The organism is Candidatus Pelagibacter sp. RS40 (assembly GCF_002101295.1).
Lineage (GTDB): Bacteria > Pseudomonadota > Alphaproteobacteria > Pelagibacterales > Pelagibacteraceae > Pelagibacter.
In genome coordinates, this window is sequence record NZ_CP020778.1 from 1,279,073 (window position 1) to 1,296,656 (window position 17,584).

Genomic DNA, 17,584 nt, shown 5'->3' on the forward strand with positions numbered 1-17,584 from the left:
ATTAATTTAATTCAAATATTGCATCAACCTCTACAGCTACACCTAAAGGCAAACTATTAGTACTTACGGCTGCTCTGGTATGCATACCTTTTTCTGAAAAAATTTTAGCTATTATGTCAGAGGCACCATTAATAACTTTTGGTTGGTCCGTAAAATCATCTGTTGAATTAACAAATCCAGTTAATTTTACACATTCTTTAATTTTAGATAAATCATTTTCACAAGCTTTTTTTACCTGCGAAACAATACTTAGGGCACACCTTTCAGCAGCTTTGTATCCATCTTCTACTGTTAAATCTTTTCCAATTTTACCTTTAATAAGTTTACCATCTTTATCTATGGAAATTTGACCAGATATATAAAGTAATTTACCGACTATCTTTGCTGCAACATATGACCCAACTGGATCAGCTGCATTTGGAAGTTCAAAACCTAGCTCTTTAATTTTATTATCTATAGACATTTATTTTTTTTTCTTTTTGTTTTTATCGTATTCTTTTCTTTTCTCAATCAAAATCAAAGCTTCTTCCATAGTTAATTCTGTTGGATCTTTTTCTTCAGGTATCGTTGCATTTAAGGACTTGTATTTTATATAAGGCCCATACTGACCTTTCATTATTCTAACAGGCTTCTTATCTTCAGGATGTTCTCCTAAATCTTTAATTAATGCAGAGGATATTCTTCCTGGTTTTGCTTCAGCTATTAATGTTATTGCTCTATTTAAACCAATTGAAAATAATTCATCTACATTTTCTAATCTTGCTGACTTATTTTCACACTTTAAATATGGTCCAAATCTTCCAACATTAAGTGTAATATCTTTATCGTTTTCAGGATTTTTCCCTAGAGAAATAGGCAATGAGCAAAGAAATTTAGCTTTATCTAAGTCTATAACTTTATAGTCAATTCCTTTTGGTATTGAGACATTTTTTATATTATCATCTTTTTTTTTAACTTTTCTTCTTTTTTTAATTTTGTTTTCTTCCTCAATTATTTCTTTTTCAAATTGCAAATAGGGTCCAAATCTTCCATTTTTTAAAAAAATATCTTTGCCAAAATCATTTTGGCCTATTAACTTTGGTTCAGCTAAGGTTAATTGTTGTGCTGCTTTTGATTTAGATAATGGTCTTGTAAACTTGCATTCAGGATAATTTGAACACCCTATAAATGCTCCACCTCTAAAACTATTTTTAAGACTTAGTTGACCTTGATCACAAAGTTGGCATTTTCTATCAATTTTTCCCTCTTTATCTACTTCAAAAATTAAGCTTCCAAGACTTTCATTTAAGAGATCTAAAACTTCTCTTGTTCTTTTTTCCTTCACATTTGAAACATTTGAATTAAAGTCTTTCCAAAATTGTTCTAAAACTTTGATCCAATTTTCTTTACCAGAAGTTATATCATCGAGTTGATCTTCCAATTTAGCTGTGAAATCGTAATCAACATATTTTGTAAAAAGTTTCTCTAAAAAAGCTGATAATAATTTACCTCTATCAGTGGGAAAAAATCTTTTGTTTTCAATATCTGCATAACCTCTATTAGTGATTACAGAAATTATGCTTGCATATGTAGAAGGTCTTCCTATTCCTAATTCTTCAAGTTTTTTAACCAGGCTTGCTTCAGAATATCTCGGTGGTGGCTGTGTAAAATGTTGCTCATCAATAAATTCATTTATATTTATATTTCCTTTTTCTACATCAGGTAAAATTTTCTCATTTTCATTTTCACCTTCAACACTTGTTAATTTTAAATATCCATCAAATTTTAAAACAGACCCACTTGCTTTAAAAATATTTTTTGTGTCTTTTGAAGTAATAGTAATTGTTTTTCTATCGAATTTAGCAGACTCCATTTGAGAGGATAGTGCCCTTGACCAAATCAAATTATAAAGTTTATATTGATCTGAACTTAAATACTTTTTTAAACTTTCTGGATTTCTTGATATTTCTGTTGGTCTAATTGCTTCATGAGCTTCCTGAGCGTTTTTTGCTTTTTTTCCAGAATAATTCAATGATGATTGTGGTAGATAATTCTTTCCAAAATTATCACTTATATAGCTTCTAAATGTTTCAATAGCATCTTTTGATATATTAGTTCCATCTGTCCTCATGTAGGTAATCAAACCTATAGTATCTCCTTCAATGTCAATTCCTTGATACAATCTTTGTGCTATTTGCATGGTACGTGAAGCACCAAAACCAAGTTTACTAGATGCAGTTTGTTGTAATGTAGATGTTGTAAATGGACCAGATGGGTTTCTTGTATAAATTTTTGAACTAATATCTGAGATTTGATACTCTTTTTTTTTTATTTCATTTATTGCCTTATTAACATCGTCTTTTGATTTGAATGTAAATTTTTCTATTTTCTTACCATCCAACTGATTTAAATTTGATGTTATTATAGATTTATTTTTGTCTTCGAAAATAACATTTAAAGTCCAAAATTCTTCTGGCTTAAATATCTCAATTTCATGTTCTCTTTCAGTCAGTAATCTTAATGCCACTGATTGGACTCTACCCGCAGACTTTGAACCAGGTAATTTGGTCCACAATATTGGAGATATGTTGAAACCAACAAGATAATCTAAAGCTCTTCTTGCCATGTAGGCATCTACAAGTTGTGGCTCTATTTGTCTTGGATTGTCTATACCAGACGTGACGGCTTTTTTAGTAATTTCATTAAAAACAACTCTTTCTACTTTTTTATCCTTTAAAAGTTTTTTTTCCTCTAAAAATTCCCTTACATGCCATGCTATTGCTTCTCCTTCTCGGTCGGGGTCGGTTGCAAGAATAATTTTTGAAGAATTTTTTGCTGAGTCAGTTATTTCTTTAAGGTATTTTTTGGAGAAACTATCAATTTCCCAAATCATTTTAAAATCATTTTCTGGATCTACAGATCCATTTTTTGAAGGAAGGTCTCTTATATGACCATAACTAGCTAAAACAGTATAATCAGAACCTAAATATTTGTTAATAGTTTTTGCTTTTGCAGGACTTTCAACAATCACAAGATTCATTATTCCACAAACTACTCATAGTAATAGTCGTGTCAAATTAATAAATTTTTGTCTTAGTTTCTTGTTTATTTATAAGGCGTTTAATATTTTCTCTATGGGTATAAAAAATTAGTACAAACATAATTATAAAAAAAATAATATTATTTCCACTAACATAAAAAATATAAATCGGTATAGACAAGGATCCTAATATTGATGAAAGTGATGAATATTTAGATATAAAATATGTAATAATCCAAACTAAACCAAAAATAATTCCAAATAAAATATTTATTGAAAAAAGTATCCCAACATATGTTGCAACTCCTTTTCCACCTTTAAATTTCAACCAAATTGGAAATAGATGTCCTAAAAATGCACATAAGGAAGCTATATATATTAAATTTGGATAATTAAATTTTACAAAAATAACTGGTAACATAGCTTTTGAAATATCCAATATAAGTGTTGCAAATCCTATTACCTTATTTCCACCTCTTAATACATTTGTTGCTCCAATATTACCTGACCCTATATCTCTAATATCTTTTTTTAAAAAAATTTTAGTTAATAAAAAACCAAAAGGAATTGATCCCAATAAATATGAAAATAATGCAACTAAATAGTAATCCATTAGTTTAATTTAAATAATTCTTCACCTTTTACAAACGTGTTTGTAACTTTTCCTTGAAGTTTTTTATTTTCAATTGATGTATTTTTTGATTTTGAAATTAAGTTTTCCTGTTTTACTATCCACGGTTTATTAATATCAACAATACAAAAATCTGCATCATTTCCTATGCTTAAATTTCCTTTATTAATTTTTAAAATTTTTGCTGGATTTGATGTTAGGGCCTTAATAATTGTTTCAAGTTTTAACGATCCATTATGATATAATTCTAAACTTAAAGATAAAAGTGTCTCAATACCTGATGCACCTGTTGCTGCTTGAGCAAATGTAAGTCTTTTTTGCTCTTCATCTTCAGGCTTATGGTCTGAAACAATCACATCAATAGTTTCATCTTTCAATCCTTGTACCAAACTAATCCTATCCTCTTCAGTACGTAATGGAGGAGATAATTTTAAAAAAGTTCTAAAATCTCCAATATCATTTTCGTTTAATGATAAATTATTAATTGATACTCCACATGTAAATTTTAAATTATTTTTTTTATTTTTTATAAGTTCTACAGATCTACCAGATGAGATTTGTGAAATATGATACCTACAATTTATATAATTTAATAATGTTAGATCTCTATCAATTATTATTAATTCTGCCATTTCAGGAATTCCTTGAAGGCCTAATTTAGTTGCAATAATACCTTCGTTGATCATTCCATCTTTTGCCAGTTCATAGTCCTCAGCATGCTGCATAATTAAAGTATCTAAATCACTGGCAGAATTCATTATTCTACTCATTACTCTGGTATTTTGTATTGTTTTTGTACCATCTGTAAAACCAATTATTCCTTTACTTTGAAGTAATCCAAATTCTGTCATATTGGTGCCTTCTGTGCCTTTTGTTAATGACGCTGTTGGATATATGTTAATTTTCGATTTGTCTCTTCCACGTCTTTTTAAAAAATCAACTATAGATACATTATCAATAATTGGATCAGTATTTGGCATTGTTACAACAGAAGTTACACCTCCTGATAATGCTGCATTACTTAAAGTTCTAAAATTCTCCTTGTATTCAAAACCAGGTTCGCCAACAAAAACCCTCATATCAACTAACCCTGGAAATATATATTTTCCTTTTAGGTCAATTACTTTTTCACGGGATGGTATATTATTTGTATTTACTTTTTTGCCTACAGCCTCTAATTGACCTTTATCACCAATAATTAATCCTCCAATTTCATTAATTGAATTGTGTGGATCTATAATATTACCATTAATAAAGTACTGTTTTTTCATTATTCACAAAAAATTTTCAAACATGCCATTCTAATAGCTACACCTAATTCAACTTGCTCTTTTACAACACTCATATTTGTGTCATCAGCTAACTTTGTGTCAATTTCAATTCCTCTATTCATTGGTCCTGGATGCATAATGATACAATCTTCTTTAGCATATCTAAGTTTGTCAGGTGTTAAACCATAGTATTCATAATATTCTCTGTTGGAGGAAAGAAAGGAACTTGTCATTCTTTCATTTTGTAATCTCAACATCATTACAATGTCACAATCCTTTACTCCTTTTTTCATATCTGAAAACATATTTACCCCAAATTTTTCAATTTCTTTTGGCATAAGATTTGAGGGTGCAACAATGTTAACTTCGGCACCCAACATATTTAAAAGATAAATATTTGATCTAGCTACTCTTGAGTGTTGAATGTCACCACAAATTGCAATTTTTAAACCTTGAATTTTTTTTTTTCTATTAAGTATTGTAAGTGCATCTAATAATGCTTGTGTTGGATGTTCTCTTCGTCCATCTCCTGCATTTAAAACTGCACAATTTACCTTTTGAGAAAGTAGGTTACATGCACCTGAGTCTTGATGTCTTATAACTATTATATCAGGATGCATGGCGTTTAAGGTCATGGCAGTATCTATTAATGTTTCACCTTTTTTAATTGCTGAATTTGTAATATTCATTGACATTACGTCAGCACCTAATCTTTTACCTGCTAATTCAAAAGAGCTTTGTGTTCTTGTTGATGGTTCAAAAAAAAGATTAATTTGAGTTTTACCCTTTAAAATATCTAATTTTTTATTTTTACTTTTGTTTAAATTAATGAAGCTGCTAGCTTCTTCTAATATAAGATTGATATCAGAAATGGATAAATCCTGAATTCCTAATAAATGTTTTTGAGAAATTTTAATAGCTTTTGATTTGATGGCCATTAAAACCAACTCTATAGCTATATATTATAAACAATGCAAGTACTAATTATTCAAAAAATCAATAGCACCCTGTAGAATAAACGTTGCTGCATTTTGATCGATATTTTTTTCTCTTTTACTAACGTTTACATCCAATTGACTAGTAATATTAAAAGCGCCCACAGTAGATAATCTTTCATCCCATAAGCAAATATCAACATTGATAAATTTTGAAATATTTTTTGAAATATCATTCACTGATTGAGACGCTTTTCCATAAGATCCATCCATGTTCAAAGGATTTCCAATAATAATACCTTTAATGTTGTTTTCTTTAATTATTACTTCTAAATTCGATATCAAATAATTAATTCCCCTATTTTCTATGGTTGTAAAAGGGGTTGCTATTTTTTGATATTCATCACATATAGAAACACCTATTCTTTTTGATCCTAAATCTAAGCCAATCAATCTTGTTTTAACACTTTGTTTGTTTTTTAGTTCTTCAATAGTGATCATATTGTATAATTTTTACTTAAATGATACTTTGCAGCAAATTTTAATTACCATATGACAATAGATCTTAAAACTGTAAAACATATATCTAAGTTAGCCAGAATTTCTACAGATGAGAAAAAAGCCAATAAACTAGCTAATGATTTAAATTCTATTTTTAAATTCATTGAAGCATTAAATGAGCTTGATACAGAAAAAGTTGAACCTTTGACATCGGTTGCAGACACAAAATTAAGGCTCAGAGAAGACAAGTTTGAAGCTAATAATATAAGAGATAAAATCCTGAAAAACTCTCCTGATGAAAATAAAGATTATTTTGTAGTACCAAAGGTTGTTGAATAATGTCTGATATTACAAAACTATCTTTAAATGAACTAATACAAAATATTAGAAATAAAAAATTATCCTCAACAGAAATAACAAATTCATTTATTGAAAGATCGGAAAAATCAAAAAAATTAAATACTTATGTCACAGATAATTTTTCAAGCGCTTTAGAAGCGGCAAAAATATTTGATGAAAAACCTAATATGCATTTAAAACTTCCTGGTATACCAATAGCAGTAAAAGATTTATTTTGTACTAATGGAGTAAGAACGACGGCAGGAAGTAACATTTTAAACAATTTTATTCCACCTTACGAATCTACAGTAACGCAAAGTATGTGGGATGAAGGTGCAATTTTACTTGGCAAATTAAATTGTGATGAGTTTGCAATGGGTTCTTCTAACGAAACTAGTTTTTTTGGAAATGTACAAAATCCAATTGGTGAAAATCTTGTACCAGGTGGCTCATCAGGCGGTTCATCGGCAGCTCTTGCTGCAAATCTTACCCCAGTTACTATTGGAACCGATACAGGAGGATCAATTCGACAACCTGCATCTTTTACTGGTACAGTTGGTCTAAAACCAACTTACGGAAGTTGCTCTAGATATGGTATTGTAGCATTTGCATCTTCTTTAGATCAAGCTGGTCCAATGAGTCAGAATGTCAAAGATGCTGCATTATTATTAGAAGTTATTTCAAAATTTGATAGCAAAGACTCAACCTCCATAGATTTTAAAAGAAATAAATATTCATCTGAGCTTACAAATAATATTAAAGGACTAAAAATAGGTATTCCCAATGAATATAGAGTTGAAGGTATGCCTAAAGAAATTGAAGATCTTTGGATAAAAGGTATTGAAATTATAAAAGATTGTGGAGCAGAAATTGTTGATATTTCTCTACCTACTACAAAGTATGCATTACCAACTTATTATATAGTTGCTCCAGCTGAGGCTTCTTCAAATTTGGCAAGGTATGATGGAGTAAAATATGGTTTTAGATCTGAAGGTGAAAACTTGATTGATATGTATGAAAAAACAAGATCTGAAGGTTTTGGAGAAGAAGTTAAAAGAAGAATTTTAATTGGCACTTATGTATTATCATCAGGTTATTACGATGCATATTACCTAAAGGCACAAAAAGTAAGACAACTTATTAAAAAAGATTTCGATAATGTTTATAATAATGTTGATGCTATACTAACACCTTCAACACCAAGTTCTGCATTTAAAATTGGGGAAAAAACTGATGATCCAGTCTCAATGTATTTAAATGATATTTTTACTGTACCTGTAAATCTAGCTGGATTACCTGGTATTTCTATACCCGCAGGAATAGACAATAAAGGGTTCCCATTAGGACTTCAAATAATAGGCAAACCTTTTGATGAACAAACAATATTAAATATTGCCTATTCAATGGAAGAAAAGATTAATTTTAAGAATAATATAACTGATTGGTGGATGTGATGGCTGAAACTAACCAATTTTTTATTGAAAGAGAACAAAACAAATATGAAGTTGTTATTGGCCTGGAAGTTCATGCGCAGGTAACTTCAGCTTCAAAATTATTTTCATCTTCACCAACAAAATTTGGAGCTGAACCAAATACTCAAGTTAGTTTAGTAGATGCAGCTTTTCCTGGAATGCTTCCAGTGATAAATGAGTTTTGTGTCAAACAAGCAATTAAAACTGGAATTGGTTTAAAAGCAAAAATAAATAAAAAGTCTATATTTGATAGAAAAAACTATTTTTATGCCGATCTTCCGCAGGGTTATCAGATTTCTCAGTATAAATATCCAATAATTGGTGAAGGTAAAGTTATTTTAGATATGGCAGATGGCCAAAAAGAAATTGGTATCGAAAGACTTCATTTAGAACAAGATGCTGGCAAAAGTATTCATGATATAGATCCAACAAATACATTTGTAGATTTGAATAGATCTGGTGTAGCTTTAATGGAAATAGTTAGCAAACCTGATTTAAGATCTCCAGACGAGGTAAATGCATATATAAAAAAATTAAGATCTATTATGAGATATCTCGGAACTTGTGATGGCAATATGCAAGAAGGATCACTTAGAGCAGATGTAAATGTTTCAGTAAGAAGACAAGGTGATGATAATTTTGGCACACGATGTGAGATTAAAAATGTGAATTCAATAAAATTTATGCAGATGGCTATAATTTATGAAGCTAACAGACAGGTTGATCTTATAGAAGAAGGGAAGAGCATTGATCAAGAAACAAGATTATTCGACACAAAAAAAAATGAAACAAGATCTATGAGATCTAAAGAAGACGCTCATGACTATAGATATTTTCCAGATCCAGATTTACTGCCATTAGAAATAAGTGATGAGTTTATAAGTCAAATTAAAGATGAAATACCTGAATTACCAGATGAGAAGAAAAAAAGATTTATAGATAAATTTAATTTATCATCATATGAAGCTAATATCTTGGTTTCAGATATTGATACATCTAAATATTTTGAAGAAGTAATTAAAAATTCAGATGTTAAACTTGCAACTAATTGGATTACTGGTGAACTTTTTGCAGTATTAAATGAGAAAAATTTAGAAATATCAGAAAGTCCTGTGAGTTCTTATAATTTATCAAAACTAATAAATTTGATTAAAGACGGTACAATATCTGGAAAAATAGCAAAAACAGTTTTTGAAGAAATGATTGATGGTGATAAAGATCCACAGACAATTGTTGATCAAAAAGGATTAAAACAAGAAAGTGATCCCAAAGCACTTGAAGAGCTTATTAATAAAGTAATTAAAAATAATACTTCTAAAGTTGAAGAATATAAGTCAGGTAAAGAAAAATTGTTTGGTTTTTTTGTTGGTCAGGTTATGAAAGAAAGCAAGGGCAAAGGGAATCCTCAATTAATTAATAAAATATTAAAAGAAAAACTAAATGGATAAATATATGGATATCGATCAAAAAATGATCGACTATATATTTTCACACACCTCTGAACTTCATCCAGTACAAAAGAAAATAATCAAATTTAATGAAAAACTTGGTTATATAAAAAAATTACAAATTTCAGTATTACAAGCTAACTTTATTGAATTTTTAATTAAATTTAAAAAGTTTAAATCTTGTTTAGAGATAGGAACTTTTACTGGTTACAGTGCTTTATCAATAGCCTTATCTTTACCAAAAAATGGAAGGTTATATTGCATAGATAAAAATGAAGAAAAACTCAATATTGCTAAAAAATTTTTTAAGCAAGCAAGGGTAAATAAAAAAATATTTACTGATATATCAAATGCTGAAGAAAGTTTGATAAAATTAAAAAAAAATGCAAAAAAATTTGATTTTATATTGATTGATGCAGATAAAGAAAATTACATAAATTACTTCGATTTATCATTATCTTTATTAAACAAAGGTGGAGTAATATTAGTTGATAATATTTTATGGAAAGGCGAAGTAGTTAATCCATTAGCTAATGACAAGCTAACCAAATTAATTAAAAATTTTAATAACTACATAAAGAAATTAAAAATTAATAAATATATTATTCCAATTGGAGATGGCTTTTTAATTTGTTGGAAAAAATAATGAAGATATTTTCTTTTTATAAAATAGAACGAATTAAAAATCTTAAATCTTTAAAAATCAAAATAATTAAAGAAATACAAAAAAATAATATTAAAGGATTAGTAATTTTATCCAAAGAAGGTATTAATGCAACGATAGCTGGAAATAGTAAAGATATTTCAAATATTGTTAAATATATAAAATTAATTCTGAATATTAAAAAATTTGATATTGAAAATATTACATACTCTTCATTCATTCCATTTCTTAAAGCTAAAGTAAAAATTAAAAATGAGGTTGTACCGATGGATTATAACTTCTCATTTAAAAATAAAATTACCAAAAATTATCTATCACCAAAGAAATGGGATAATTTATTATCTCAAAAAAATGTAAAAATTGTAGATGCTAGAAAACCATTTGAATATGAAGTTGGTACCTTTAAAGGAGCCATTAACCCAAATACATATAATTTTAGACAGTTCAAAACATATTTATCTAATTTAGATAAAAAACAAAAAATTGGAATGTTTTGTACAGGTGGTATTAGATGTGAAAAAGCATCAAATTATTTACATAATAATGGTTTTAAAAATGTTTATATGCTTAAAGGTGGAATTATAAATTATTTTAATAAAACTGATCCAAAAAAAAGTAATTGGAAAGGAGAATGTTTCGTATTTGACAATAGAGTTACAATTAAAAAAAATACTAAAGTTGGAAATTATGGTATTTGTAACGCTTGTAGATTGCCTATTAGTAAAAAAGATAAAAAGTCTAAATATTACAAAATTGGATTATCTTGTCCTAAGTGTTATGACAAGTTGACATCAAGTCAAATAACTAGATTTACTGTAAGACATAAACAATTATTAAATAAAAAAATTCCCCTCATTTATAAAAGAAAATAAATTTGTATGAATATTTTGTCTGATGATGTTAAGATATTAATTAGGAAGCTTGCAATACCTGCAAGTGTAGGAACTTTATTCCAGACTTTATATAATATAGTAGATACTTATTTTGCAGGTAAAATCTCACCCGAGGCATTATCTGCACTTACCAAATCATTTCCTATATATTTTATATTAATCGCATCATCTATTGGTGTGACAGTTGCTGGTACTTCGTTAATTGGTAATAGCATAGGTGAAAAAAAATTTAATAAAGCTTCAACTTATTTTTGCCAGTTAATTTTTTTTTCAATTATTTTAATAATTTTTATAACACTAATAGGTCTTAATTTTTCTGATGATGTTTTTAAGATTATGGGTTCAACAGATGAAGTTATGAATTTAGGTTTAGACTATACTAATATAATTTTCTATGGATCTTTCCTTTTTATAATAGTCGTTGCGATGAATTCTTTGTTACATGCAGAAGGTGATACCAAAACATACAGAAATGCCCTAATTATATCTTTTCTTTTAAATATATTTTTAAATCCAATTTTAATCTTTGGTTTTTTATTTATTCCAGCTTTTGGCATGAAGGGCATTGGTATTGCCACAATAATTGCACAATCAATTTCGTTTATAATAATTTTCAATAAAGTAATTAAAAGTGAACTTACAAAAAATATAATTATTAATAATTTTTTTCCTAAAATTTATTTTTTAAAAAATATTTTTTTTCAATCTATGCCAATCATTATCTCTATATGTGGTTACTCTGTGGCATCTGCTATTGTTTTTAAATATGCTGGCTTTTCAGGAGAGTATGCGGCTGCTGGATATGGTGCGGGCACGAGAATTGAGCAAGTTGTACTTTTACCTATACTTGGCATTAACACTGCAATTATAACAATTATAGCACAAAATTTTGGTGCTAAAAATTTATTGAGAATTAAACAAACATATTTAACCGCAATAAAATATGCTTTTGTAATAATGATTTTATCTTCATTATTAGTTTATTCCTTAGCTGAATTGTTAACAGGTCTTTTTTCCACTGATTTAAACGTTATTGAATTTGGAAAATTGTATTTACAAATATCAGCATTTGTATTGCCAGCTTATCCAGTTTTTTTCTTATCAAATGGTTTTTTTATGGCACTAAAAAAATCAGAAAAAGCTTTGATTGCAAATGTTTTTAGAAATGTAATATTTCCATTTCTAGTTTTTTATACAGCTGTATTTTATAACTCTAACTTTGAAAATTTCTTTTGGCTATGGGTGATATATAATTGGATTTTTTCACTTAGTTATTTAGGATATACTTTTTTTTATTTGAACTTTAAGTTAGACAAATTTAGCACTGTCGTTTAGCCATAGACATAAATGTTCTGAGAAAGATCTTCTTACAAATAAATTAATATTATAAGTATTTTTGTTATGTAATATTACATCAATATGATTAACTATTGTTTGTGTTGTTAAACCATCTGTTTTTAAAAATTGATCAAAATTAAACGAACATCCAGTTGAGAGAATATCATAAATCTTACTGCCTTTTAAATTTATACATATCCATTGATCTGAGATATCAGTTACAGATCCATAATTAACTTTAGATATTTCAGAGTATAACTTGTTAAATATTACTTTTTCATCGTCATTTTTAAAATAAACCATCCATTCATCAGGACTGAGCCATATTGCATTAAAATTTTCACTAAATGAACTTGTATTAGCTTCATTTGGTAAAATTAAAGATAATACTTTTCCAGCTTTTGCAAAAAATTCTTTAGATTTTCCTCTTAAATTAATTTTGCTAATTGGTTCTTGCAATGATATTTCCACATCATTTAATTTGTTATCAGTAATTTGTGGATAGTGTGTATCAAGCATTTAATCTTTTATTCTCCTTATCTAAAAATATTGTGTCAGAAACTGTTACGTTGATATTTTTATTTTCCATCGGAATAATTAGTTTTTTACCTTTCATATTTTTACCACTTCTTACTACTGCTAAGGCTATAGACTTGTTAAGATTTGGACTAAAGTAACTTGATGTGACATGCCCTAACATATCGATTGGTTTTGTATTTGTATCTGAAACTATTTGAGCACCTTCCTCTAAAATCTCTTTAGGATCATCCGTTAATAATCCAACTAATTGTTTTCTATCCTCTCTTATAGTATCACTTCTGTATAAAGATCTTTTACCTATAAAATCATATTTTTTTTTGCTTACAATCCAATCCATTTGTAGATCAGACGGAGTCATCGTTCCGTCTGTATCTTGCCCTACAATTATAAAACCTTTTTCAGCTCTTAAAAGGTGCATAGTTTCAGTGCCATAAGGAGTTATATTAAACTCTTGACCAACAGAAATACATTTTTCCCATAAAGATTTGCCATATTTTGACTCTATATTGATCTCATAGCTAAGCTCACCGGTAAAACTTATTCTCATCACTCTACAATTTACGTTATCAAGTTTTGTATTTTTAAAAGACATATGTGGAAAGTTTTCATCGCTTAAATCTAGTTCAGGAAATATTTTGTTAATTATTTTTTTTGAATTAGGTCCACATAAACTTGCTGTTGAATAATGATCAGTTACTGATGTCAGGTAAACGTCTAGTTCAGGCCATTCTGTTTGCAAATAATCTTCAAGTTTTCCAAGAACATTAGCTGCGCCACCAGTAGTAGTGGTCATTAAATAGTGATTTTCAGCTAATCTAGTTGTAACTCCATCATCATAAACCATCCCATCTTCATTTAACATCAATCCATATCTGCATTTTCCAATTGATAATTTTGACCATGCATTTGTATATACTCTATTCAAAAACTCTGATGCATCTGTACCCTGAATATCAATTTTTCCTAATGTTGAAGCATCCAAAATACCAGCACTATCTCTAGCTGCTTTGCTTTCTCTTTGAACGGCATCATGCATAGTCTCGCCATTTATTGGATAGTACCAAGGCCTTTTCCATTGACCAACATTTTCAAATTTAGCTTTATTATCAACATGCCAATCGTGAATTGAGGTTTTTCTTACAACCTCAAAAAATTTTCCTACATTTCTGCCAACTATTGTTCCAAAAGTCAAAGGTGTGAAAGGAGGTCTAAAGGTTGTAGTTCCTAATGTACCCATTTTAACTCCAGCTGTATCAGCGATAATTCCTAATGCATGCATATTTGAAAGCTTTCCTTGATCAGTGGCCATACCGGTTGTGGTATATCTTTTAACATGTTCAATAGATCTAAAACCTTCTTTAAGGGCTAATTTTATATCTTTGGCAGTAGAGTCATTTTGAAAATCAATGAAGCATTTAGTTTTACCTAATGGTATTTTATTTGGCAGTAACCAAATATTTCTTTTTTCTTTTTCAATAGAACAATCAACCTTAGTATTTTTATAATCCTGATTATTTATTTCTAAAAAAATATTTATTTTATTAACTGTTTTATCTATAATGGTTTCTAAATCAAAATCACCATTACATGCACCAACACTTATTTGATCATTATCAATTTCTTTTGGAATAAAAACTTGATCATCATTTTTAAAATCAAGCTTACCACCTGATTGAGTATGCATATGGACCATTGGAGTCCAACCTCCGCTTATACCCAAGCAATCACAATTTAATTTAATTTTATTTCCTATGGTTGTATTGCCATCATCTGATAACTCCATCAGTTCTACCGAATTTATTCTTCTATAGCCAAATGTATTCGTAACAACATGATTAAAGTAAATCTTAATTCCTAGGTTTTGTGCTTGTTTTGCTATTTCAGATTGAGAGTTTTTTCTTAAATCGACTATTAGATTTTTTATTCCCTTTTTATGAAGTGAAATTGCTGTTTCGTATGCACTGTCATTATTTGTAAAGACAATAATATTTTTACCACATGCAACACCATAATAATCTAAATATTTATTTATAGAGTTTGATAATAATATCCCAGGTCTATCGTTGTTATTAAAAACAAGAGGTCTCTCAATTGCGCCTGTCGCTATGATTACTTTTTTTGCTCTAATTTTCCACAATCTTTGTCTGATTTTATCTTTCTTATCTTTAATTGATAAATGATCAGTTAAGTTTTCTCTTGCTAAAAGATAATTATATCCATGATAAGCAGCAATACTTGTTCTTGTCTTAACAGTTAAATTCTCAATTTCTGAAATTTCATTAATTTCTTTTTCTAACCATTTACTAGAGTGCTGATCATCGATTTTAAAACTGTCGTTATTTTGAAAAATAGTTGAACCACCAAGTGTTTTTTTATCATCTACTAATAAGGTTTTTAAATTGCTTTTTGCAGCTATTTTTGCTGATATTATTCCAGATAATCCACCACCAATTACAAGTACATCATAGTGAACATATTTGTGATCATATATATCTGGATCAGGTTCGGTTGGTGATTTTCCAAGTCCAGCAGACATTCTGATTAATGGTTCATAAACTTTTTTCCAAAAACTTTTTGGCCACATAAAAGTTTTATAATAAAAACCTGCTGGTATAAGAGGGGATATTAAATTGTTTATACCTCCAATATCAAACTTTACATTTGGCCAACAATTCTGTGAAAATGCCTCTAAACCATCATATATCTCTAATTCTGTAGCTCTAACATTTGGTTCTGTTAAATCATTTTTGTCACTAATCTGACAAATAGCATTAGGTTCTTCAGAACCACACGACATTATACCTCTAGGTCTATGATATTTAAAACTTCTTCCTATTAAATGAACACCGTTTGCCAATAAAGCAGAGGCAAGTGTGTCACCTTCGTATCCAAAATAATTTTTACCATCATATTTAAATGACACTCTTTTAGTCTCATTTATATATTTAGTTTTATGTACTCTTAAATCTGACATAAATATTTATTTTACTGGTGGTTTTTCACCCATTTTATATACAGAATGTATTTTGTCATTCGAGGTATCTCTTACAACATTAAACCATTTTCTACATCCATGTGAGTGGTTCCATCTTTCAAATTGAACTCCTTTAATATTCTTTCTCATGAAAAGAAATTCAGCCCATTGATCATCACTTAATTCCGTTGGCTGTTTTGGACGAACAATATGTGCTTCACCACCAGATGAAAACTCACTTTGATCTCTTTCACCACAAAAAGGACAATTAATTAAAAACATTATTAGTGTGCGACTGCTGCAGCGCCGTGTTCATCTACAAGATCACCACTTACAAATCTATTTAAATTAAACGCTGCATTTAATTTATGTGGTTCATCATTTGCAATAGTGTGAGCGAATAAATCCCCTGAACCTGGTGTTGCTTTAAATCCTCCAGTACCCCATCCACAATTAAAATATAAACCTTTTATATTGGTTTTGCTTATTATTGGACTTGCATCTGGACATATATCAACAATTCCTCCCCATTGTCTTAACATCTTCATTCGACTAAAAATAGGGTAGAGCTCTAAAATGGCCTTTAATGTATCTTCTACAATATTGTGACTTCCTCTTTGTGTGTATGAAACATACGAGTCAGTCCCAGCACCAATAACTAGCTCACCTTTATCTGATTGACTTACATAAGCGTGAACTGCATTAGACATAACAACCGTATCAATAATTGGTTTTACTGGTTCAGATACCAAAGCTTGTAAAGGTTTACTTTCTAATGGAAGTTTAATACCTGCCATATTTGCAATAACACTAGAATGACCTGCCGCTACTACTCCAATTTTTTTTGTTTTAATAAAACCTTTTGTAGTTTCTAAACCTTCAACCTTATCACCATTTCTTTTTATTCCTTTAACCTCACAATTTTGAATGATATCAACACCCATTTCATTCGCACCACGTGCATATCCCCAAGCTACAGCATCATGCCGTGCTGTTCCTGCTCTTCTTTGTAATGTTCCACCTAAAACAGGATATCTTATATCTTGCGATGTATTTATAATTGGACAGAATTTTTTTACTTCATCAGTTTCAAGCCAAACAGCATCAATACCATTTAATCTATTTGCATGTGTTCTTCTTTTTAAATCTCTAACATCTTGTAAATTGTGAGCAAGGTTCATTACACCTCTTTGACTGAACATTACATTATAATTTAATTCTTGAGATAAATTCTCCCAAATTTTCAGTGCATGATCATATAGACCTGCGCTTGCATCCCATAAATAGTTTGATCTTATGATTGTAGTATTTCTTCCAGTGTTGCCACCACCGATCCAACCTTTCTCTACTACAGCAATATTTGTTAGGTTATGTTTCTTTGCTAAATAATAAGCAGTAGCAAGACCATGACCGCCGCCTCCAACTATAACAGCATCATATTCTTTCTTAGGCTCAGGATCACCCCAAGCTTGTTGCCAATTCTCATGGTCTGAGAATGCATTTTTTATTAAAGAGAAAATTGAATATTTGTTTTTCATTTTGTCAGAAAATACTTGATA

General features: G+C 29.0%; 16 protein-coding genes. 6 read left to right on the top strand and 10 right to left on the bottom strand.

Going from position 1 to position 17,584, the window contains the following annotated elements; all coding sequences use genetic code 11:
* Position 1 precedes the first annotated feature (1 nt).
* From B8063_RS06565 to ruvX, 6 genes are read right to left on the bottom strand one after another with little or no spacing between them, the layout of a single operon-like run.
* Entirely contained in the window at positions 2-463 is a 462-nt protein-coding gene (locus tag B8063_RS06565) for a RidA family protein (RefSeq protein WP_085070619.1), read from the bottom strand.
* Positions 464-3,019 (bottom strand): type I DNA topoisomerase, encoded by a 2,556-nt coding sequence (gene topA / locus B8063_RS06570; protein ID WP_085070621.1) that lies wholly within the window; start codon positions 3,017-3,019, stop codon positions 464-466.
* 37 nt (positions 3,020-3,056) lie between these two features.
* Positions 3,057-3,632 carry a glycerol-3-phosphate 1-O-acyltransferase PlsY gene (gene plsY, locus B8063_RS06575; RefSeq protein WP_085070623.1) on the bottom strand — a complete coding sequence of 192 codons (576 nt, stop codon included), beginning with the start codon at positions 3,630-3,632 and terminating at the stop codon, positions 3,057-3,059.
* Positions 3,632-4,921: a dihydroorotase gene (pyrC, locus tag B8063_RS06580; RefSeq protein WP_085070625.1), complete on the bottom strand. Its 1,290-nt coding sequence runs from the start codon at positions 4,919-4,921 to the stop codon at positions 3,632-3,634. Before pyrC ends, plsY begins: the two co-directional genes overlap by 1 nt.
* Complete coding sequence (locus B8063_RS06585; RefSeq protein WP_085070627.1) at positions 4,921-5,859, bottom strand: aspartate carbamoyltransferase catalytic subunit; 939 nt, start codon at positions 5,857-5,859, stop codon at positions 4,921-4,923. Before B8063_RS06585 ends, pyrC begins: the two co-directional genes overlap by 1 nt.
* Before the next feature lie 42 nt (positions 5,860-5,901).
* Positions 5,902-6,357 carry a Holliday junction resolvase RuvX gene (gene ruvX / locus B8063_RS06590; RefSeq protein ID WP_085070629.1) on the bottom strand — a complete coding sequence of 152 codons (456 nt, stop codon included), beginning with the start codon at positions 6,355-6,357 and terminating at the stop codon, positions 5,902-5,904.
* A gap of 51 nt (positions 6,358-6,408) precedes the next feature.
* Here ruvX and gatC point away from each other — a divergent pair, with 51 nt between their 5' ends.
* The 6 genes from gatC to B8063_RS06620 are packed head-to-tail and all read left to right on the top strand — an operon-like array spanning position 6,409 to position 12,508.
* Positions 6,409-6,696, top strand: a complete 288-nt coding sequence (gene gatC, locus B8063_RS06595; RefSeq protein ID WP_075521529.1) for an Asp-tRNA(Asn)/Glu-tRNA(Gln) amidotransferase subunit GatC — start codon at positions 6,409-6,411, stop codon at positions 6,694-6,696.
* On the top strand, positions 6,696-8,150 hold the full coding sequence (gatA, locus tag B8063_RS06600; protein WP_085070631.1) for an Asp-tRNA(Asn)/Glu-tRNA(Gln) amidotransferase subunit GatA: 1,455 nt from the start codon (positions 6,696-6,698) through the stop codon (positions 8,148-8,150). The genes gatC and gatA overlap by 1 nt, the downstream gene beginning before the upstream one ends.
* Positions 8,150-9,616, top strand: coding sequence for an Asp-tRNA(Asn)/Glu-tRNA(Gln) amidotransferase subunit GatB (gene gatB, locus B8063_RS06605; protein ID WP_085070633.1), 1,467 nt, complete (start codon positions 8,150-8,152; stop codon positions 9,614-9,616). The genes gatA and gatB overlap by 1 nt, the downstream gene beginning before the upstream one ends.
* Positions 9,609-10,262 (top strand): O-methyltransferase, encoded by a 654-nt coding sequence (locus B8063_RS06610; RefSeq protein ID WP_085070635.1) that lies wholly within the window; start codon positions 9,609-9,611, stop codon positions 10,260-10,262. The genes gatB and B8063_RS06610 overlap by 8 nt, the downstream gene beginning before the upstream one ends.
* Positions 10,259-11,152 (top strand): oxygen-dependent tRNA uridine(34) hydroxylase TrhO, encoded by an 894-nt coding sequence (gene trhO / locus B8063_RS06615; RefSeq protein WP_157101730.1) that lies wholly within the window; start codon positions 10,259-10,261, stop codon positions 11,150-11,152. Before B8063_RS06610 ends, trhO begins: the two co-directional genes overlap by 4 nt.
* Positions 11,153-11,158: 6 nt before the next feature.
* A complete protein-coding gene (locus B8063_RS06620; RefSeq protein ID WP_085070637.1) occupies positions 11,159-12,508 on the top strand; it encodes an MATE family efflux transporter in 1,350 nt (449 codons plus the stop codon).
* On the opposite strand, the gene B8063_RS06625 is transcribed toward B8063_RS06620, so the two are convergent.
* Genes B8063_RS06625 through B8063_RS06640 form a run of 4 tightly spaced genes read right to left on the bottom strand, consistent with a single transcriptional unit; the run spans position 12,482 to position 17,563 of the window.
* Complete coding sequence (locus B8063_RS06625) at positions 12,482-13,030, bottom strand: sarcosine oxidase subunit gamma (RefSeq protein WP_085070639.1); 549 nt, start codon at positions 13,028-13,030, stop codon at positions 12,482-12,484. The genes B8063_RS06620 and B8063_RS06625 overlap by 27 nt on opposite strands.
* A complete protein-coding gene (locus tag B8063_RS06630) occupies positions 13,023-16,025 on the bottom strand; it encodes a sarcosine oxidase subunit alpha family protein (RefSeq protein WP_085070641.1) in 3,003 nt (1,000 codons plus the stop codon). Before B8063_RS06630 ends, B8063_RS06625 begins: the two co-directional genes overlap by 8 nt.
* A 6-nt stretch (positions 16,026-16,031) precedes the next feature.
* A complete protein-coding gene (locus tag B8063_RS06635) occupies positions 16,032-16,307 on the bottom strand; it encodes a sarcosine oxidase subunit delta (RefSeq protein ID WP_075521522.1) in 276 nt (91 codons plus the stop codon).
* A 2-nt stretch (positions 16,308-16,309) separates the two neighbouring features.
* The gene (locus B8063_RS06640) at positions 16,310-17,563 is read right to left on the bottom strand and encodes a sarcosine oxidase subunit beta family protein (protein WP_075521521.1); all 1,254 of its coding nucleotides are present in this window, start codon (positions 17,561-17,563) and stop codon (positions 16,310-16,312) included.
* Positions 17,564-17,584: the final 21 nt, after the last annotated feature.